Raw genomic sequence first — 18055 nt, forward strand, 5'->3', positions numbered from 1 at the left:
GCTTTTAGCTACTTTTGATATAATCGCTTCAAATAAAATAAATTTTTAACTATTTAAAAGGATTTAATTTGAGAATTTTATCAGGTATTCAACCATCAGGAACAATTCATATAGGAAACTATTTTGGTATGGTAAAAAAGATGATAGAGTCACAAAATGATGGTGAACTATTTGCTTTTATAGCTTCATATCATGCACTAACAAGTGTAAAAGATAAAGAGTTTTTAGAGAAAAACTCTTATGAAGCTGCTATAAATTTTTTGGCTCTTGGAATGGATATTGAGAAATCAACATTTTGGATACAACACGATGTTAAAGAGGTGCTTGAACTTTACTGGATATTATCAAATCACACTTCTATGGGATTATTAGAGAGAGCTCACTCATACAAAGATAAAACTTCAAGAGGAATTAGTGCAAGTCATGGGCTTTTTTCATATCCAGTTTTAATGGCTGCTGATATTTTACTTTTTGATTCAAATATTGTTCCAGTTGGAAAAGATCAAATACAACATGTTGAGATGACAAGAGATATTGCAACTTCTTTTAATCATGCATACAAAAAAGATATTTTTGTTTTACCAACTGCAAAAGTTGATGAAAATGTTGCAACAGTTTTAGGAACTGATGGAGCTAAAATGAGTAAATCATATAACAACACAATTGATATGTTTACAAGTACTAAAGAGAGAAAAAAACAGGTTATGAAAATTGTAACTGATTCAAAAGAGCTTGATGAGCCAAAAGAGTGGGAAAACTGCAATATCTATAATATTTCAAAACTATTTATGTCTACAGATGAGTTAAAAGATTTACAAAAAAGATATGAAACACCAGGTGAAGGTTATGGTCACTTTAAACTAACACTTCTTGAAAAGATAAATGACTATTTTAAACCTTATGAAGAGAAAAGAGAGTATTACTTAAATAATAAAAAAGAGGTTCGTGATATTTTGGAGTTTGGAGCTAGTAAAGCAAGAAAAATAGCAAGTGAAAAAATAAGAGAAATTAGAGAAATAGTCGGCTTAATTTAAATCTATAGTTTTTTAATCTATTATTTAAAATTATGACTTTAGAAGTTTTAGTTTATGGGAATTGTAATAGCTATAATGGATATTTATCCTTATTCTTGGGTTTTCTTTGTTCCATTTATATTTGTAGTAACTTTTGTAATGATAAATTTAGTTGTAGCAATAATTGTTGATGATATAGCTATTTTAAACAAAGAGGAGGAGCAAAATATAATAGATAAGATACAATTACAAGATAATAGTCTAAATAAAGAGATAAAAGAGCTAAGAGATGATATTAGTGAGCTTAAACTTTTACTAAAAAATCATTTAGAAAAATAGAAAAAGGATAAACAGATGATGGATGCAATAAATTTAAAAAACTATTTTTTCTATTTTGCTAGTTTTGTAGTAATTATTGCTGGAGTTAAAATGGCAAGTGAAGTTGTAGTTATACTATTTTTAGCTATTTTTATATCTTCTATATTCTCATCTGTTTTAAATCTACTAAAAAAGAGAAAAATACCAAAAATAATCTCATATTTGATTCTAGCTTTGATTGTTTTAATAGTTGGATTTATGTTTGTTTATGTAGTAAATATCTCTTTAAAAGATTTTTTAACAAATCTTCCACTTTATGAAGAGAAACTAAAAAATTTGATTTTAAACTCTATTCACCTTGTTCAAAATTATGGATTTGAAATAGAGATTGATAGAGCAAAAATAATGGAAGTTTTAAATTTTGGCTCTTTTTTTGGTGTAACTAAAAATATTATTGGAAGTATTGGAACATTTTTATCTCAATTTTTATTGGTAATTATTGGAGTTGCATTTATTCTTGCAGAGTCAAAATCTTTTCAAACAAAACTAAAAGTAATCTTTAGAAATAACTCAAAAAAACTAGAACATTTTAATCTATTCTCATATAACATTCAAAAATATTTTGTAGTTAAATCTTTTACAAGTTTTCTAACAGGATTTATAGTTACTTTGATGTTAATGCTTTTTGGAGTTGATTATCCAGTTTTATGGGGAGTTATAGCAATGCTATTTAACTTTGTTCCAGTTATTGGTTCAATAGTAGCCTCTATTCCTGCAATACTTTTAGCTTTGATGAATCTTGATATTACATCAACTATATGGGTAATTGTACTTTATATGGCAATTAATATCTCTATTAGTAATATTTTAGAACCAAAGCTAATGGGAAGAGAGCTTGGATTATCACCTTTAGTAATATTTTTCTCTTTGATATTTTGGGGTTATATTTTAGGAATTGTTGGGATGTTTTTAGCAGTTCCAATAACTATGACTCTAAAAATAGCTTTTGATTCAAACTCAAATAGCCGTTGGCTTGGTATTTTAATGTCTAATTTATCGAGAAAAAAAGCTAAATCTAATATAAAATAGTTTAAATAAACTATTTTATATAATACCCTTGATCTAAATTTGTAAATATAATATCTTTTGGAAGTTTCTTTCTAAGTCTTTTTACTAAACTTCTTATAGCATCAATAGTTTTATACTCTCCATCATAAACAATATCTTCAATTAAACTATAATTAACTATTGAACCACGATTATCTACTAAAAGATTTAAAAACTGTTTCTCTTTTTTTGTAAGCTCTATATCTATATTTTTATATATTAATTTTTTTAATTTTAAATCAAAAAATAGTTCATCTTCAAGCTTAAATAATTCACCACTTTTATTATATTTTTTCAGTTTAAAAAGTAATTCTTGAATATTAAAAGGTTTTTTAATATAGTCATCACAACCTTTTTTATACGCCTCTTCAATTGTACTTATATCAATATTTGCACTCATAATAAATACAATAGAGTTTTGATTCTCTTTTTTTATTCTATACATAAGCTCAATTCCATTTAAATTTGGAACAAATATATCTAAAATAAATAGATCATAATTACTATTTATACTATCTAAAGCAACTTTTCCATCATAAAAACAATCAACTAAAAAAGATTCACACTCAAGCATATCTTTTATTGATTCATTTAAAGAAAAATCATCTTCTAATAAAAAAACTCTCATTTTACTTCACCTAAAATTTAATACTCGTTGAAAATATATCTAAATATATTTGCATCTTTACTCTCAACCTCTATTGTAAAATTATACTTTTTACAAATATCACTTACAATTGCTAATCCCAATCCATGACCTCCAGTTGTTCTATTCTCTCTATTATATTTTTTAAAAATATTTTTAGGATTCTCTATTTTTTGTCCAATAGAGTGAAACTCCAAAATATTTCCTTTTAGAACTATTTTTATAATACTTCCAACTAAAGAGTACTTTACTGCATTTGAAATATTATTATCAATCAATCTATTTAACTCTATTTTACCCATCTTTAAATATAAATTATTATAAACAATCAGCTCTATATTTCTATTTTGACTATTTGCAATCGTATCAAAATATTTTACTCTACTCTCTAAAGCTCTTTGAAGATTATTCTCTACTATCTCATACTCTATTTTATCTTTGGTGTGTAAAAAAGTCATATCTTCATATGAGTTTTCAAGAGTTTTTAAAGCTCCATTTATCTTTAAAGAGTATTTATCACTTCCATAAAGTTTCTCTCTTAATTGTGTATTAATTGTAATAATTGAAAGTGGTGTATTAATTTCATGAATAGAGTGTGCTATAAACTTATCTTTATAACTTAAAAGAAGCTCAGTATTTCTTAAACTATATATTAAATAAATTGCAAAAGTTCCTATTATAAATGAGAGAAAAGATACAACTCTTAAATAAAAAATCTTCTCTAAATAAACTTTTTCATCAAAAACTATACAATACAAAATCTTTGCATCATCATATATTGGACTTGTTTGAACTAAATTATAAACTTTAAACTTTTTATCTTTCTCTATCTTTTCAAAAGTAACAAAACTTTTATCTCCCAAAGTATTTAAAAGCTCTCCACCTTTTTCAAATCTTTGTTGCAAATCCATAATTGTTTGCTTATAAGATGGAACAGATTTAAATGCAAAATTACCTACATAATCATTTGATATTATATAAGCTATTGAACTAGTCAAAGTATCTTCACTATTAATTAACTCTTGAATGGCTTTTAGCTCTTCTATAAATCCATCATAAAAATATATTATTGTAAAATATCTTCCATCATCAAGTTTTGATACTGTGTAACTTATAAATTGTAAAAACTCATTTGAATATTCAGGTATTACAACTCCTATTTTATTGCTCTTCAAGTAGTTTAAAAAACCATTTTTTGCTATTGATAAATTTGTACCAATATCATAAAAAAGTGAACTATCCTCTATTTTAAAACTACTATCTAAAATATAGACTTCATATCTTGAACTATTTTTCTCATCTAAAATATTTTTTATCTCTGCAACATCTAAACCTTTTTTAAATAATTTTAAAGCATCTTGATGACTACTCTCTATTGAGTCTTTTTTTATATGATACTCATTTAAAATTTTTGTTAATAAAGATGAACTTTTATCTTTGATTTGAAAAAAAATTATCTCCTGATTTTTATTATTATTTATCTGAAAGTTTTGAAAAATTATAAAATAACCAACCATAGTAATGATTAGAAAAATCAAAATGTTTAAAAAAAGGACTGTCGATGGTTTTGGCAATTTTAAATTCATATTTCCTCCTGAAAGTTCAAAATTTTACATAAATAGTTCTTTAAATGAGATTTTGACATTAGTTTGACATAACTGTTTGTTATTATTCATACGCCAAAAGATTAATAAACAAGGAAATAGCTTTGGAAAACTTATTATTTTTTGATAACTCAGTTACTTTTTTTAGATCGGGGCTAAAAATTATTATTTCATTTATTGAAGAAGAGTTTGATGAAGATGATGGCGACGGTTGGATAAAGCTCTAATATTAAATTAATTGAGGCATACCTTATTCTATATTCATCTAATTATAAAAGTGGCTTAAATGCCACTTTTTTTTATTCTATTTTATTTTATTAAGCGCAGTTTGAAGTCTTTTAAATCCTTCATCAATCTCATTTTTAGATATTGTTAAAGCTGGAAGAAGTCTTAATGTATTTTTACCTGCTTTTAAAACCATAACTCCACACTCAAATGCTGTTTTGATTAAAAGTGATAAAGTATCACCATCTTTAACTCTTAATCCTCTCATAAGTCCTAGTCCAATATTTGATATAAAAATCTCTTTATTATTCTCATATAACTCATCTAATTTTTTTGTATAGTAAATAATAGTTTCATCTAAAGTTCCACTATCTTTTAAATCCTCTAAAATATCTAAAACTTCCAAAGCAGCTGTTGTTACAAGATAGTTTCCACCAAAAGTGCTTCCATGATCACCAGCACTCCATATATCTTTATGTTTTGTTAAAACTGCACCTATTGGAACTCCTCCACCTAAACCTTTTGCTAATGTTATAATATCTGGTTCTATTTCATATAAATTTGAAGCTAAAAACTCCCCTGTTCTATAAACTCCTGTTTGTACCTCATCTATTATTAATAAAATATCATTTTGTTTTAAGAACTTTGCTAACTCTTGAATCTTATCTTTAGGAAAAGGAAAAACTCCACCCTCACCTTGAACAAGCTCAATCATCACTGCAACTGTTTCATCATCAATAGAGTTATAAATATCATCAATAGCACTATTATATGAGAACCCTTCTGGATATGGAGCAAATTTACTTTGGTGCATCGAACTTTGACCTGTTGCTTTTACAGTTGTGATTGTTCTTCCATGAAATGAGTGCTCTAAAGTTATAATTTTATATCTTTTTTTCTCAAATTTCTCTCCATAAGTTCTTGCAATTTTTATTGCTCCTTCATTTGCTTCAGCTCCACTATTTGAGAAAAATGTTCTAATATCATAACCACTTAGCTCTTTAATCTTTTTTGCTAATTTAGCTTGAGGTTCTATTGCATATAAATTTGAAGTATGTGTTAAATTTAAAACTTGTTCATAAATTTTATCTGCAACTCTTTTGTTTCCATGCCCTACGCTACAAACAGCAATTCCTGAAGTAAAATCTATATAATCTTTGTTTTCATCATCATATAAAGTTGCATTTACACCTTTTTTAAAATTAACATAATTTCTTGCATATGTGTGAAGAACATACTCTTTATCTAATTTTTCTATCTCTTTCATATCTTTCCTAATTTTTTACAATCTAAAACTCTATTATATCTTTATTGCTATTAATTTTTGCTCCTTTTTCTCTTTAAACTTTTTCTTTTATATCTTTGATAATATTTTTTATAATAGCTTTTATAATTTTGTGGATATGTTCTATTTTTTGGTATATTATTCACTATAAATGCTATTAAAAATAAGATTATAGTTCCACTTAAAACTGGAACCAATAAATACAAATATCCCAAATCATGAATTTGAGAAGTCCCAATTACAGCAATAAGTGCAGTTGCGCCTCCTGGTGGATGTAAAGTAAAAGTTAATTGCATAAATAAAATAGAAGTGGCAACTGCAATTGAAGATGCCAAAAGTAAATCTCCAGAAAAAAGTTTATAACAACTAACTCCTACAAAAGCACTAATTAAATGTCCACCTATTAAATTTTTTGCTTGAGCTAAAGGTGAGTTTACAGCTCCATATATTAAAACAGCACTTGCTCCAAAAGATCCTAAAACCAAACTTAAATCTAAATCACCTAAAAAGTTTTTGTGAAAAAATGCAATTGCTAATAGTCCCAAAAAAGAGCCTATCCAAGACCAAAAAAGATTTGATTTGTCAAATAGCTCTTTATTATTTTTTGCAAATAATTTATAAAAATATTTCATAATATAACCTCTAATTTTAAAAATAGTTATGGTAATAAAATTTTTACCATTTTTTTATGATTTATATCAAGTATGGTACAATTTGAACATTATTTAAAAAGGATAGACTTTATGGGAATTTTAGAAGATTTAATAAAAAGAGCTGAAAATTCATGTGAGCTTTGTAAAAATCAAGAGAATTTGGATATTTTTGAGGTAAGTCCAAGCGATGGAAGTTTAGAAACATCTGCTTTATTATGTGACAAATGCAAAAATCAGTTTGAAGATAGTTGTGAACTTGATTCAAACCATTGGTACTGTTTGAGTGAATCTATGTGGAGTACAGTTCCAGCTGTTCAAGTTTTATCATATAGAATGTTAAAAAAACTTGATAATCAAGAGTTACTCGATATGATATATTTAGATGAAGAGACTTTAGAGTGGGCAAATAAAGGTCTTGAGAGTTTTGATGATAGCATTGTTCAAAAAGATTGCAATGGTGTTGTTTTAAGTGCTGGAGATACAGTTACTCTTATAAAAGATTTAGATGTAAAAGGGGCTGGTTTTACTGCTAAAAGAGGAACTGCTGTTAGAAATATAACTCTTGGAAGAGAAGAGGGGCAAATTGAAGGAAGAGTTAATGGTGTAAAAATTGTAATTTTAACTCAATTTGTAAAGAAAAACTAAAGAGAAATCTTTGGTTTTTCAATAATATAAAAATCAATCATAGCATTTAAAAGTGCTATTTTTGGAGCTTTTTTTAACATCTCCAAGGTAATATCTTTTTCAAAAATCTTTTTCTCTTCAATCAATCTTGCTCTTGTAGTTCCATTTAGTAAACACTGCTTTGAAGTAATCCAAAGATTTTCATAAAATATAGCAATATTAGCAATACTTGTATCTGTTACAATGCCATTTTTCAAAACAATTATCTCATCACAACTATCTTTTTGTGAATATAAAAAATCTAATTTATCTCTATTTAAATACTTTTTTGAATAGTCTATACTATCATCAAAAATTACTTTAAAGCTATCTATCTGCTTTTTTTTATAAGGGAAATATTGTACATCTAAAACTTCATTCTCATCATAAATAATTTTACATCTAAGAAGTTCATTACTAATTGGATTTATATACTCTTGAAGATTTAGATTTTTTCCAATAGTAAAAGCCACTCTTTTATTATGATAATCCAAATTAAAAATCTCAAAATCATCACACTTTATAGTCTCAAAAAACATAACAATCCTTTAAAATGGCAAATAGATTTTATCTATTAGCTCTTTATACTCATCTTTTGCTTTACTATCAGATGTTATTCCACCACCACTTTTATAAAAAAGTTCTCCATCTATTTTTTCAATAAATCTAATTAAGACAAAACTTTGAAGATTTTTTCCATCAAAAACTCCAAAAATTCCTGTATAAAAACCTCTATTATAATTTTCTACTTTTTTTAAAATATCAATAGTTGATCTTTTTGGAGTTCCTGTAATACTTCCAGCTGGAAGAAGAGCTAATAAAATATCACCTAAATTATCACTCCAATTATCATCTAACTTTCCAGATATTTTAGAACTTGTTTGAAGTAATACTTTTTTATCTGTTTTAATCTCATCAATAAATCTAAACTCTTCAACTTCTATATTTTTTGCAACTTTTCCTAAATCATTTCTTAGTAAATCTACAATCATAGTGTGTTCTGCTAACTCTTTTGTACTATTTAAAAGAAGCTCTTTTGACTCTTTTATAGATTTATCAATAGTTCCTTTCATAGGATAAGTATAGATTTTATCATCAACTATATCTATAAATTTTTCGGGACTAAAGCAGACGAAATTTGCTTTTTTCAGTTTTACTCTTAATTTTAAAAGTGAATTTGAAGTTTTATAAATATGATTTAAACTTAAGTTTGTATCTATTTTTGTTTGTGAAGTTAGATTTGCAAGATATGTATTTCCAGCTCTTATTTGCTCTTGAATAGTTTGAAATTTATTATTATAGTTTTTAAAATCTATTGGATACTTTTTAAAAAAATATTTTTTACTATTTTTTTGATTTTTACTATTTTTTGAAGAGATTTTATATCTGATTTTCTTTGATTTCTTACTTAACTTTTCAATATAAAAAATTTTTAAATCATATGATAACAAAAAAAGAAATGGCTCTTTACAAGAGCCATAAAAATTTAGTTTTTCTTTAATTTTTTCTATTTTCACTTAAGATTTTAAAATTAGTTTCTTTAAAATAGCAGCTCTTATAGCAACACCATTTGTAACTTGCTCTAAAACTTTACATCTTGGGTGCTTTAAAACATCATCTGTAATATCAATATTTCTATTAACAGGACCTGGATGAAGAAGTAAAAACTCTTTTCTATCCATCAATTCACTTGTAATACAAAAATCTTTTGCATACTCTTGAAGTGACTCAAAATATGTGATATTGTGTCTTTCCAATTGACTTCTTAAACTCATAACAATATCCATATCATCAATTACCTCTTGAATTGTATCAAACTGTTTAAAATCGTCTCCTTCATATTTAAAACAATCAGGTGCTACTAAATTTACATCAATTCCAAATCTAGGAAGCAATCTTCTATTACTTCCAGCAACTCTTGAGTTTTTAACATCTCCAACAATTGCTATTTTTTTACCCTCAGTTTTTCCACCAAAATATTCATTAATTGTAAAAAGATCTAAAAAAGCTTGAGTTGGATGTGAGTGTCTTCCATCTCCTGCGTTTATAATAGGACAATCTACATATCCTATTAAGCTCTCTGGAAGTCCATGAACACTGTGTCTTATTACTATTGCATCTGGATTCATAGCATTTAAGTTTGAAACTGTGTCATACATAGTTTCACCTTTTTTCTGAGATGAAGTTCCAACATCTAAATTTACAACTTCAGCTCCAAGCCTTTTTGCAGCAATTTCAAAAGATGTTCTTGTTCTTGTAGAGTTTTCAAAAAATAGTGTTACAATAATTTTACCTTCTAAAACTTTACTAAGCTTTCCCTCTTTAAATGCTCTAGCATCTTCAAAAATAGCCAAGATTTCGTCTTTAGTGAAGTCGGAAGTTCTTATTAGGTGTTGCATTTTTTTCCTTTAATTTTAGTTTGGAATATTAGCAAAAAGCTCTTTAAACAAAATTGAGTATAATCATAATTTTTTACTATAGGAGATAATAATTGAATCTACAATTTACATTTATAATTTTATTTACATTTTTATTTTTTGGTTGTTCTTCAAAACCATTAGATCCAGTTGTTTTTGATCGAGTTGATAAAAAAATATCATATACAAAAGATATAAAACCCATTTTAGATAGTCGTTGTGTATCTTGTCACTCATGTTATAACTCACCTTGTCAACTAAAAATGGAGAGTTTTGCAGGAGTTAATAGAGGAGTTACAAAAGCTTTAGTATATGATACTAGAATAAATGCGAGCTCTCCTACAAGATTATATGTTGATGCAAAAGATACAAATGAGTGGAGAGAGAAAGGTTTCACATCTGTTTTAGATAAAGATTTAGATAATAATGAATCAATTATGATGCAATTTTTATTTCAAAAAGAGTTAAATCCACAAATTATTGGTAACTACTCTCCTGAAACAGATAAATTAACTTGCTCTCAAAATCAAGATGAGCTTGAAGAGTATTTTGAAAAAAATCCACACAAAGCTATGCCTTATGGTTTTCCAGCTATTAGTAAAGATGAGTATAACCTAATAATGACTTGGCTTGATGAAAATGCCATTGATGATACAAAAATATCTATAACAAATTTTGAAAAACAGCAGATAAAAAAACTTGAAGATTTTTTAAATAACTCTTCAATAAAGCATCAAGTAACTGCTAGATATATCTATGAACATCTATTTTTAGCAGATATTTATTTTGAAGAAAAAAGTGGTAATTTTTTTGAGTTAATTCGTTCAAAAACTGCATCTCCTTTTGAACCTGAAATTATTCCTACAACATTTCCTTATGATAAAATTGATGAACCATACTATTATAGAGTTAGAGTTAGTGAGCAAACAAGAGTTCATAAAACTCATATGCCATATAAAATTGATGATAAAAAATTAGCACTTTTTAATAATTTGTTTATAAAATCAAAATGGAATGAAAAACCATATATGCCAAGTTTTAATAAAACTAAAGCACCAAATGCACTTGAGGTGTTTAAGCAAATTCCTGCAAAAAGTAGATATCAATTTTTATTAGAAGATGTATATTTTTTTGTAAATACATTTATTAAAGGTCCTGTTTGCAAAGGTCAAATTGCACTCAATGTTATTCAAGACCATTTTTGGCTTGCATTTATGGATCCAAAATATGATTTAAGTGTAGTGGACAAAGAGTTTTTAGAGCAAAATTTAAAAAATTTAGAGATTCCAAATCAACTAGGAGAAGATCCAACTTTATATAAAACATTTAAAAACTTAGGGCACGAAGATGAAGTTTTAGCATATTTTAAAAGCAAAGCTGAAGTTTATAATAGACACTACAAAGATGGATTAAAACTAGAGTATTTAAGAAAGAGTAAAAAAGATGACTCTATTTTAACAGTTTATAGACACTTTGATACAGCATCACTTCATAAAGGGGCTTTAGGTAATACTCCAAAAAATATGTGGATTATAGATTTTCCACTATTAGAGCGTATTTACTACTCTTTGGTTGCTGGTTTTGATGTTTATGGAAATACAGCACACCAACTTCTTGTAAGAACTCATATGGATAGATTAAGAGTTGAAGGTGAGAGTATGTTTTTAGAGTTTTTACCAAAAGCAACAAGAGATGGATATTTTAACTCTTGGTATTTAGGTTGGTTGGCTCAATATCTCACAACCTATGCTCCATCACAAAATGAGACAGCTATTGATTTTCATACTAAAGATTACAAAAAAGAGTTGATTTCTAAAATTCTAAAATATACAGATACTCCAATAGATTCTATAAACTATACTTATGAAAAATATACTCCAAGCAAAATAAGAAGTAGTTATAAAAACAAAAAAGAGATTGAAGAGGGATTTAGAGCTCTATCACTACCAAATAGTCAAAATTTTACAAAATATTTTACAGGTTATGACGCAAATGCAACTTTAATAAGAATAAAACTAAATAATGGTTCAAATTTAATCTACTCTATGGTTATAAATAGATGGCATGATAATGTAGCTTTGATGTTTAAAGAGGAGTCAAGATTAGATCCTTCAAAAGATGATATTGATTTTGTTGAAGGATTTGTAAGTGCCTATCCAAATATGTTTTTTATAATAAATCAAGATGATATTCCAAGTTTCTTTAACTCTTTAAAGAATTTTAAAAATAGCACAGAGTGCATAAAAAATATATCAAGATTTGCAATAAACAGAGCAAATCCAAACTTTTGGGAACACTATGATTGGTTTACAAAAGAGTTTGAAAAATCAAATCCAATTGAGTTTGGACTTTTTGATTTAAATAGATACTATCATAAAGCTATTGATGAAAATATTGATTAAAAGAGGCTTATTCAGCCTCTTCTACACTTGCAACTGGTTCTAAAATTGCTAAATAATCCTTAAATCTTTTTTGACCAAGACTATTTTCTTTGTAATTATTTATTAATTGTCCTACATAATCAACTACTTGTGTTGCTGGAATTTTAACACCAACTTTTCTTGCAATTCTACTTTTAGTTGTACCTTCTAAATTTCCACCAAGTAAGACCTCATAACCTTCAATTCTCTCACCTTCATATCTCATCATACAACCAACAAAACCAATATCAGCTATTTGCGGATGAGAACATGTATTTCCACAACCAGCAATTGCAATACTTAAATCCTCAACAAAATCTGGAAATTTTTGCTCCAACTCAAGCACAACTTTTTTTGCGTACTCTTTTGTTTCAGTTATTCCAAATTTACAAAACTCTTTTCCTGTACAAGATTGCAATCTTGCTCTAAAAGGATTTGGTTTATATGGATATCCTAAAGCTTGAAACTCATCAGCTAAAGCTTGAACAACTTCATCTTTAACATCATAAACTATAAAGTTTTGAGTTCCAGTTAATGCTATTCCACCAGCACTATATTTTTTACAAATCTCATAGAATTTTACAAAATCCTCACCCGCAACTCTTCCTGAGTTTGTTGCAAATCCAACATAAAAAAGACCTTTTTGTTTTTGTCTGTTTATTCCAAAATGGTTTCTATTCTCATATGATGCAACAATTGGAGCTTCTAAACCATCTTGAAGTTTATATCCGATTACTTTCTCAATCTCTTCAACAAACTTCTCTATTCCCCAATCATTTAAAAGATGTCTTACTCTTGCTTTATTTCTATTATCTCTATTTCCATGATCTCTAAAAATCTCAGCACAAGCAACAGCAACATCTAAAACTTGATTTGGTTTAACATACTTATTTGCTCTAGTTGCTATCTGTTTAGATTTTGATAATCCCCCACCAATAGTTAAATCAAAAACAACTTCACCATCTTTTGTCTTCATAGCTGTAAAAGCTGCATCTTGAATCTCATGAGCAGCACAGTGACACTTACAACCACTAATTCCTATTTTATACTTTCTTGGAAAGTTACAAAATCTATCATCATTTTTATCAAAATAACTATCAACCTCTTTTAATAACTCTTGTACATCATAAATCTCACCATCATCTATTCCACTAACAGGACATGTCATAATAGGTCTAGGTCCATCACCAGATGCCATTCTTGATGTTAAATTTACACTTCCTAGCATATCAAAAATTGCTGGAATATCTTTTATCTCTATGTAGTGAAACTGTACATTTTGTCTTGTTGTAAAATCTACTAAACCTTTTGCATACTTTACACCAATCTCACTCATAACTCTTAGTTGCTCTAAATTCATTCTAGCATCAACTAGTTTTATTCTTTTCATAAAATATTTTTTATCTTCTAATCCATCTTTGTTTACATGTGGATACATTCCATACCATTTTAAAAGTCCTATGTACTCATCTTTTAAAGGGATCCCTTCTAGTGCCTCTTTATATAAATCATCTATTACTCTAAGCGGATTTCTTGATGCTTTTAACTTCTCAAGTTCTGATAATTCTGCCATTTAATATTCCTATTTTAAAATTAAAATTATGAAAGTATATCAATCATACTTTAAATATAGATTAATATAATCTTGATTAATTTAATAAACTATACTGCTCAAAAAAATATTTAAGCAAATTTTTAGAATAAAAACTAATTTTTTAGTCTATAATTCCACCCATAGAGTAGTTTTATCTATTCTAAAAATTTCTAGGAGACACCCTTGAATGCTTCATTTTTAAATGAGCAAAAAAATTTTAATCTATTTTTAGATTTACTAAAACAACTTATTCGTGTTCCTTCTGTAACAGGTGCTGAGCACTCATTTTTACTATATTTAAAAAGAGAACTTGATGAACTTGGTGTTAAAACAGAGCACTATGATGGTCTTTTAGTAGCTATTGGTAAAGAGCCAAAAAATGGATTTTTAAGCGCTCATATTGATAGGCACGGGGTTATTTGTACAGGTCCAAATGAGTTCCAATTTGCAGCTTTTTTGGCAAAAAATCGATCTGACTTAAGAGGAAACTCTCTTTCTGAACAAACTTTTCAACAAATCTCAAAACGATATATAAATCAAGGTGTTCACGCTTATGACCCTTTTAGTGGTTCATACTTAGGAACTGGTAAAATAAAAGATGCCTTTTTAAAAGAGGAGATAAACAACTTAGTCTTTGAAATAGATGGACTCTCACACCTTCTTCCTAGCACACCAATTGCATTTATAGATAAACTAAAACAAGATGGTGACCTAATCTCAGCTCAGCTTGATAATGTTATTAGTGCTGCAATTATTCTTTTTTTGTACCAAAATGGTTATGAAGGTACAGCTTTTTTTACAGCTCAAGAGGAGGCTGGAAAGAGTTGGAGATACATAAATGAGTGGTTTAAAAAGAATAAAGTCTCAACTGACAAATTAATTGTTTTGGATACAAGTCCTTATGAATCAAGAGAAGAAGCCGATAAACAGATGGTTGTACTAAGAAACAAGGATGTAAATGCAAGATTTAAATCACCACTTTTAGATGAGATAAAAAAGTTTTGCAAAAAAAATAGAATAACATTTTCTTGTAAAGATAAATTTATAATTGAAAAGAATAAAAAAAGAGTTCAAGAGGGATTAAAACCAATTAGTATTGGAAGTACAGAACTAGGAAGAATTATTATGGAATCTAATAAAAAGATTCAAGGTACAACTTTGCAAATACCCACAACTGGTTACCATACTGTTGATGAAACAGCAAATATTTTGTCTGTTAAATCTATCATCTTTATTTTAAGCAGTTTTTACATAAAAACTAAAAATATTTAAACAAGAAGGAAAAAATGAATTTAGCTATTATTTATGAATTAAGAGCAAACGATGTAAAAGAAGAGGACATTGAACTTATTATGAATAGAGTAAAAAATAGATTAAGCGAAGAGAATATTGATAAAGAACTTTTAAAACTTGGTTATCCAAAGATTTTTACAGTTGATTATGATGACTATGATAACTACGATTATAGTGACGATAGCTACTCTCATATCTCTAAGGGAAGTTTTGACGAAGATTAATTTAATAGATATTTTAGAGAAAAAGACGCTACTTAGCAAAAATGTTATTGAAAATATAATAAAACTTTTGGATGAGGGGTGTACAATTCCCTTTATCGCAAGATATAGAAAAGAGTTTACAAATAGTGCAACAGATGAACAGCTTAGAGATTTTGAAGAGATTTTTGAGTACTCAAAAAAACTCTTAAATAAAAAAGATGATATAAAAAATCTTTTAAAAGAGAGAAATTTTTTAAATGAAAATATAGAAAAAAGCTTAGATGAAGCTATAACCTTACAAGCTTTAGAAGATATTTACTCACCATTTAAAGATAAAAAATCATCAAGAACTTCAAATGCTATTGAAAATGGTCTTGAACCATTAGCAAATATAATTCAAAGTATGAGATATAGCAAACTTGAGTGTGAACAAAAAGCAAAACAGTTTTTAAATAAAAATATAAAAACTATTGAGGATGCTATAAGTGGTGCAAAAGATATAATTGCTCAAAGATATGCTGATGATTTTAGATCTAAAGATATTGTTAGAAATTTAATAAATAATTGGGGAATTTTAGAAGTAAGTGCTACAAAAGAGTTTGATAAAGATGGTCTTTATGCCTCTTTTGCAAATGCAAGCGAAAAAATAAAGTATATAAAACCTCATAGAGTTTTAGCAATTTTAAGAGCTGTAAATGAGAAACAACTCAATATAAAAGTTGAAATAGATGAGAACTATATTTTAGAAAATATAAAAAAGTATAAAATAAAACCAGATGCACAAGATTCAAAAGAGTTAGTATTTGATGCTTACAAAGATGGATTAAAAAGATTACTTCTTCCAACACTAAAAAGAGAAGCAATAACGAATTTAAAAGAAAAAGCGAGTAAAGAAGCAATTGAGCTTTTTGGAAAAAATCTAAAAGAGCTACTTCTTACAGCTCCACTTCTAAATCAAGTAATTCTTGGAGTTGATCCTGGATATAAAAGTGGATGTAAATTAGCAGTTATAAACGAAAATGGTCAATTTTTAGATAGTAGTCTTATTTATCCAACAAAACCAAAAGAGGATTTTATAAACTCATCAAAAATAGTTTTAGATTTAATCAATAAATATAAAATCACAACTATAGCTATTGGAAATGGAACGGCAAGTAAAGAGACAGCAACTTTTATTGAGAAGCTAATAAAAGAGAAGAGATTAAATATTAATTATGCAGTTGTAAGTGAGATTGGAGCTAGTGTTTACTCTGCTTCAAAAATTGCCTCTTTGGAGTATCCAAATCTTGATGTAACAATTAAAGGTGCTATTTCTATTGCTCAAAGATTAAGAGATCCAATGGCAGCTTTGGTAAAAATAGATCCAAAATCTCTTGGAATTGGTCAATACCAACACGATGTAAATCAAAAAGAGTTAGAGAAAAAACTTGAAAATATTACTATTGATTTAGTAAATAAAGTTGGAGTTGATTTAAACTCAGCTTCATACAAACTGCTCTCTTTTGTATCTGGTATTAGTGAAAAATTGGCTTTAAATATTATTGAGCATAGAGAAAAAATCAAAAAATTTAGCTCTAAAAAAGAGCTTCTTGCTGTTAAAGGTGTTGGAGCAAAAGTTTATGAGCAGTGTGTTGGATTTTTAAGAATAAAAGATGGCTTATCTATTTTAGATAATACCTCTATTCATCCAGAGGATTATGAAATTGCTTTAAAACTTCAAAAAAATTATGATATCAATGAGATAAAAGAGTTTGAAGATATTGCAAAAAGCTTAAATATTTCAACTATAAAGTTAAAAGATATTATAAAAGAGCTCTTAAATCCTGGGCTTGATGTAAGATTTGAGTTTAATAGTGTTAAATTTTCAAATGATATTTTAGATATAAATGATTTAAAAGAGGGATTTATTTTAAGTGGAGTTGTAAGAAATATTACAGATTTTGGAGCATTTATAGATATTGGAATAAAAAATGATGCCCTACTTCATATCTCACAAATTAGCCAAAAAAGAATCTCTCATCCAAGTGATGTTTTAAGTATTAATCAAAATTTAGAAAATTTAAAAGTAATAGCTGTGGATTTAGAGAAACAAAGAGTATCTTTGAGTTTAAAATAAATTGATTTTTGTTAAGATAAATATCTTTTTTATTAATTATAATTCTAATAAAAAAGGGTATTTATGGAGTATCTATTAATTCAAACAGTTCATCTATTATGTGCAATAATTTTTGTGGGCTTTATTTTTGCAGATATATTTATATTTCCAGCAGTTAAAAAAAAGCTTGGTCAAGAGGCTTATGATAAGATGATAAGTGCTATTGTTGGTCGTGGAATTATAATCTATCCATTAGTTGTAGTTGTACTAATATCAAGTGGTATATATATGTTTACAAACTATATTAATAAAGAACTTGGATATTTTAATAGCTCTTTACAAATACTTTTATGGATAAAACTCTTTTTGGTTTTACTAATAATTTTGGGAGTAGTTTATACAATTTTTTGTAAACTAGCAAAAATAGAGCCAATAGCATTTATGAGACACTTTCACACTTATGCTTTACTTCTCTCAATTGCTATTGTTGTGATTGCAAAACTTATGTTTTTTTTATAA

General features: G+C 27.1%; 18 protein-coding genes. 10 read left to right on the plus strand and 8 right to left on the minus strand.

The annotated features are described in order from the left end of the window. Window positions 1–68: 68 nt before the first annotated feature. The 3 genes from trpS to CRU94_RS02015 are packed head-to-tail and all read left to right on the plus strand — an operon-like array spanning window position 69 to window position 2420. The gene (gene trpS / locus CRU94_RS02005; RefSeq protein WP_129105152.1) at window positions 69–1034 is read left to right on the plus strand and encodes a tryptophan--tRNA ligase; all 966 of its coding nucleotides are present in this window, start codon (window positions 69–71) and stop codon (window positions 1032–1034) included. Window positions 1035–1088: 54 nt separating this feature from the next. Beyond that, window positions 1089–1352: a hypothetical protein gene (locus CRU94_RS02010; RefSeq protein WP_129105153.1), complete on the plus strand. Its 264-nt coding sequence runs from the start codon at window positions 1089–1091 to the stop codon at window positions 1350–1352. Window positions 1353–1367: 15 nt separating this feature from the next. Continuing rightward, a complete protein-coding gene (locus tag CRU94_RS02015; protein WP_258237353.1) occupies window positions 1368–2420 on the plus strand; it encodes an AI-2E family transporter in 1053 nt (350 codons plus the stop codon). 10 nt (window positions 2421–2430) lie between these two features. Here CRU94_RS02015 and CRU94_RS02020 read toward each other — a convergent pair whose 3' ends face one another. Continuing rightward, complete coding sequence (locus CRU94_RS02020) at window positions 2431–3066, minus strand: response regulator transcription factor (protein WP_129105154.1); 636 nt, start codon at window positions 3064–3066, stop codon at window positions 2431–2433. Between the two features lie 17 nt (window positions 3067–3083). Next, on the minus strand, window positions 3084–4670 hold the full coding sequence (locus CRU94_RS02025) for a sensor histidine kinase (protein ID WP_129105155.1): 1587 nt from the start codon (window positions 4668–4670) through the stop codon (window positions 3084–3086). A 122-nt stretch (window positions 4671–4792) separates the two neighbouring features. Between CRU94_RS02025 and CRU94_RS09670 the strand changes: the two genes are divergently transcribed. Next, window positions 4793–4915 carry a hypothetical protein gene (locus tag CRU94_RS09670; RefSeq protein WP_257122387.1) on the plus strand — a complete coding sequence of 41 codons (123 nt, stop codon included), beginning with the start codon at window positions 4793–4795 and terminating at the stop codon, window positions 4913–4915. Window positions 4916–4992: 77 nt separating this feature from the next. Here CRU94_RS09670 and CRU94_RS02030 read toward each other — a convergent pair whose 3' ends face one another. Both CRU94_RS02030 and CRU94_RS02035 read right to left on the minus strand, forming a co-directional pair. Then, window positions 4993–6180 (minus strand): aspartate aminotransferase family protein, encoded by a 1188-nt coding sequence (locus tag CRU94_RS02030; protein WP_129105156.1) that lies wholly within the window; start codon window positions 6178–6180, stop codon window positions 4993–4995. A 50-nt stretch (window positions 6181–6230) separates the two neighbouring features. Beyond that, window positions 6231–6830, minus strand: coding sequence for an HPP family protein (locus tag CRU94_RS02035; RefSeq protein ID WP_129105157.1), 600 nt, complete (start codon window positions 6828–6830; stop codon window positions 6231–6233). A gap of 111 nt (window positions 6831–6941) precedes the next feature. Here CRU94_RS02035 and CRU94_RS02040 point away from each other — a divergent pair, with 111 nt between their 5' ends. After that, window positions 6942–7496, plus strand: a complete 555-nt coding sequence (locus CRU94_RS02040) for a PhnA domain-containing protein (RefSeq protein WP_129105158.1) — start codon at window positions 6942–6944, stop codon at window positions 7494–7496. Here CRU94_RS02040 and CRU94_RS02045 read toward each other — a convergent pair. The 3 genes from CRU94_RS02045 to CRU94_RS02055 are packed head-to-tail and all read right to left on the minus strand — an operon-like array spanning window position 7493 to window position 9913. Continuing rightward, window positions 7493–8053, minus strand: a complete 561-nt coding sequence (locus CRU94_RS02045; RefSeq protein WP_129105159.1) for an aminotransferase class IV family protein — start codon at window positions 8051–8053, stop codon at window positions 7493–7495. The two genes, CRU94_RS02040 and CRU94_RS02045, sit on opposite strands and share 4 nt — an antisense overlap. Window positions 8054–8062: 9 nt before the next feature. After that, window positions 8063–9031 carry an aminodeoxychorismate synthase component I gene (locus CRU94_RS02050; protein ID WP_129105160.1) on the minus strand — a complete coding sequence of 323 codons (969 nt, stop codon included), beginning with the start codon at window positions 9029–9031 and terminating at the stop codon, window positions 8063–8065. After that, a complete protein-coding gene (locus tag CRU94_RS02055) occupies window positions 9032–9913 on the minus strand; it encodes an aspartate carbamoyltransferase catalytic subunit (protein ID WP_129105161.1) in 882 nt (293 codons plus the stop codon). Between the two features lie 92 nt (window positions 9914–10005). Here CRU94_RS02055 and CRU94_RS02060 point away from each other — a divergent pair, with 92 nt between their 5' ends. Beyond that, window positions 10006–12333 (plus strand): fatty acid cis/trans isomerase, encoded by a 2328-nt coding sequence (locus tag CRU94_RS02060; protein WP_129105162.1) that lies wholly within the window; start codon window positions 10006–10008, stop codon window positions 12331–12333. A 7-nt stretch (window positions 12334–12340) separates the two neighbouring features. Here the strand turns inward: CRU94_RS02060 and CRU94_RS02065 are convergent, their stop codons facing one another. Further along, a complete protein-coding gene (locus CRU94_RS02065) occupies window positions 12341–13924 on the minus strand; it encodes a nitrite/sulfite reductase (protein ID WP_129105163.1) in 1584 nt (527 codons plus the stop codon). Window positions 13925–14128: 204 nt separating this feature from the next. On the opposite strand from CRU94_RS02065, the gene CRU94_RS02070 reads away from it, so the two are divergent. The 4 genes from CRU94_RS02070 to CRU94_RS02085 all read left to right on the plus strand — a co-directional run bounded on the left by CRU94_RS02070 (window position 14129) and on the right by CRU94_RS02085 (window position 18055). Further along, complete coding sequence (locus tag CRU94_RS02070; RefSeq protein WP_129105164.1) at window positions 14129–15217, plus strand: peptidase M42; 1089 nt, start codon at window positions 14129–14131, stop codon at window positions 15215–15217. 14 nt (window positions 15218–15231) lie between these two features. Next, window positions 15232–15462, plus strand: a complete 231-nt coding sequence (locus CRU94_RS02075; RefSeq protein ID WP_129105165.1) for a hypothetical protein — start codon at window positions 15232–15234, stop codon at window positions 15460–15462. Further along, complete coding sequence (locus CRU94_RS02080; RefSeq protein ID WP_375153670.1) at window positions 15449–17557, plus strand: helix-hairpin-helix domain-containing protein; 2109 nt, start codon at window positions 15449–15451, stop codon at window positions 17555–17557. The genes CRU94_RS02075 and CRU94_RS02080 overlap by 14 nt, the downstream gene beginning before the upstream one ends. A 63-nt stretch (window positions 17558–17620) precedes the next feature. Next, a complete protein-coding gene (locus tag CRU94_RS02085; RefSeq protein WP_129105167.1) occupies window positions 17621–18055 on the plus strand; it encodes a copper resistance protein CopD in 435 nt (144 codons plus the stop codon).

The sequence above is a fragment of the Arcobacter sp. AHV-9/2010 genome, from assembly GCF_004116575.1.
GTDB lineage: Bacteria > Campylobacterota > Campylobacteria > Campylobacterales > Arcobacteraceae > Aliarcobacter > Aliarcobacter skirrowii.